At 63.6% G+C, this 2,476-nt stretch carries 3 protein-coding genes and 1 riboswitch; all 3 genes read right to left on the bottom strand.

Annotated features, from left to right (window positions below):
- Positions 1 to 14: 14 nt before the first annotated feature.
- Positions 15 to 127, bottom strand: a riboswitch (glycine riboswitch).
- A gap of 81 nt (positions 128 to 208) precedes the next feature.
- Positions 209 to 1,255 (bottom strand): galactose-1-phosphate uridylyltransferase, encoded by a 1,047-nt coding sequence (gene galT / locus GX515_13480; protein ID HHY34004.1) that lies wholly within the window; start codon positions 1,253 to 1,255, stop codon positions 209 to 211.
- A gap of 419 nt (positions 1,256 to 1,674) precedes the next feature.
- Positions 1,675 to 2,229 carry a hypothetical protein gene (locus tag GX515_13475; protein HHY34003.1) on the bottom strand — a complete coding sequence of 185 codons (555 nt, stop codon included), beginning with the start codon at positions 2,227 to 2,229 and terminating at the stop codon, positions 1,675 to 1,677.
- 115 nt (positions 2,230 to 2,344) lie between these two features.
- Positions 2,345 to 2,476 (bottom strand): DUF554 domain-containing protein (locus tag GX515_13470; protein ID HHY34002.1); only part of this gene is annotated, 132 nt, incomplete at its 5' end.

Here is a 2,476-nt window from a genome sequence, read left to right as displayed (position 1 = left end):
GCCTCTCCAGAGTGCCGTCAGCGAAGGTGCTTTTGCCTGAGAGTTTGGACGCCTGCGTGGCAAACAGGCGTCTTGCTCCTTCGGCTCTCACGCGCCGCCTTTGCGCCTGCTGTCCCGGCGGTCACCTGCGGTCGTCCGCGGTCGCGGAGCATCTCCCTCCGGCTTCATCCGGCCCGCTATTCCCTTTCTGTACCTATCTATATTAGCCCTAAACCCCGGAATTCCTTCCGGACGCCTCGCTCGGAATGTGATTTCTGAGGAACTCCGCTGCGCTCTCCGGCGTGGTCACATTGATGTACATGCCCATCCCGAACTCGAACCCGGCTGCCACTGTAAGCTTCGGAAAGATCTCGATATGCCAGTGGTAGAAGCCGTCGCACCGTTCTCGGGGCGGAGCGGTGTGAAGGATGTAGTTGTACGGTGGATCGTGGAGGCCCGTGCTGACGGCGCCCAACACGTCCACGAGGACCTGGGCCAGTTCCCGGTAGCTCGACGGGTCGATCTCGTGGAAAGAAGGCGCATGCGTTTTGGGCAGCACCCACGTCTCGAAGGGCATCTTCGAGGCGTACGGCTCGAGCGCGATGAAGTCGCGCGTCTCCAGGACAACCCGGACGGCGGATTCAAGCTCCTGGCGCACCATGTCACAGAAGACGCAGCGGCCGGTGGACTCGTGGTGATGCCTGGCACCGGCAAGCTCCTCGAGGACGACGGGCGGCACCAGCGGGACCGCTGCGACCTGAGAGTGGGGATGTTCCAGGGACGCTCCGGCGTCCCTGCCGTGGTTTCTGAAAATCAGGATATACCTGATATCCGGGGCCTCGGAGAGAGCGCGATAGCGGTGGATGTACGCCCGTATGACCTCCGCCATCTCGTCATACGACATCGTCGCGGGGCTCGCGTTGTGAAGCGGAGATTCGATGATCACCTCGTGCGCCCCCGTAGCCGGCCTGACGCTGAAAATGCCGGAGGTCGAAGCCCGAACCGTCGGCTCCCATGTGAGGGCCGGGTACTTGTTTGGCACACCCCTCACCCACCAGCCCGCTTCGTCCGGGCGTGTCCCATCGCGCCGGAACGAAAAAATCTCGGGCGGGGTCTGCCTCTCGTTGCCCGGGCAGAATGGGCAGGCGTCGCTCCGCTCCGGGCGCGCCTTCCCCGCCGCCGCGTCCTGCTGGGCGAAGTCCTTCGGTCTCTTGGCTCGCTCGGTGGCGACCAGCACCCAGCGCCCTGTCACAGGGTCAAGCCTCAGCTCAGGCACTCTCCGGCCCTCCCCACATAACTTCCATACCAGCATACCAACCAAGGAGGCGAGAAAGAGGTGCGACAGGCGAAACCTGGCGTTATCGCGGCGCGCGAGCCTGTCCCCGGCCGCCCCCGGCGTGCCGCCAGATGGCGCGCCGGCCACGCCGGTAACATTTTACCTCCCATGGCAGCACACTTCAAGCGCCACGGCGATATTATGATGGTACGGAGTCACGGAGTCGCGTGGTGAAAGGAGGATCCCCGGTGTATCGCCTGCTCGAGAAGTTCATCGGCCCTCTGTTCAAGTGGCGCAAGAAGACCTGCATCCTGGTGGTAAAGCGCCGGGCGTAACCTGTCGCCCAAAGGATGTGGCCTTTTGAAAGCCCACGCAAGCCTACCCCGGGCGTCCCGGATCGCGCGTCCCGGGTCCGAGGCCTACCAGGTTCTGGGCTTGCAGAGGATCTCCTCCACCTTGAGGCCAAACACGTTGTTGGAGTGCTCGGGCACGATGATCGCCGCGGTATCCGCCCCGGTGCTTGTCCCACCCACGGCCACGACGCGCTCGCCGTACGGCACAAGGCCTGCGTCCAGGGCCATGATGGAGATCTCCACGCACACCTTGAGCCCCTGGCCCAGCATCCTGAGGGCTGCCGCGATTATCTCGGGTGGATACACGCCCCCGAACTTCAGCCTGAGCGACCGGTCCACCCCGGCGAGCACGTGTGTGGTCGTGAGGACCTTCACCCCGCGCGAGGTGAGGTCTTGCCTTACCTCCGGCGGCATCTCGTCTACTCCGCGACCACTGAAGCCAACGTGATGGGTGACGCACACAACTGAGAGATCGCCCGCGCCGATCTCAAGAGCCTTTCTCACGGTCGCGCCCGAATTCGATGCGATCACGAGATGGTGTATGCCCTGGCGTCCTGCAGCCTCGATGGCGATCTTGAGGGTCTCGAGGGTGTTCTCTGGTCCGGCTTTCGCCCATATCACTTCGACCACCTCCAAAACAATGTTGAGCAGCCTCCTGAATCCACACTTAGCGTTGCCTGCTCGGCCATACTACACCACCCGCGCGTGGAACGTCGCGTCCAGGCTCTGCTCGCCCTCATAACTTGAGCGCCAGCCGCGCCAGGACCAGCGCAGCGGCTATGGCCGGGAGCATGTTCGCCACGTGGATCTTCTTAATGCCCAGCATATCGATGCCGATTCCGACGATGAGCAGGCCGCCCGTCGCCGT

It is taken from the genome of Bacillota bacterium (assembly GCA_012842395.1).
GTDB lineage: Bacteria > Bacillota > SHA-98 > UBA4971 > UBA4971 > UBA6256.
The sequence above is the reverse complement of the archived record's forward strand: the minus strand, read 5'-3'. Positions and strand labels throughout refer to the sequence as shown.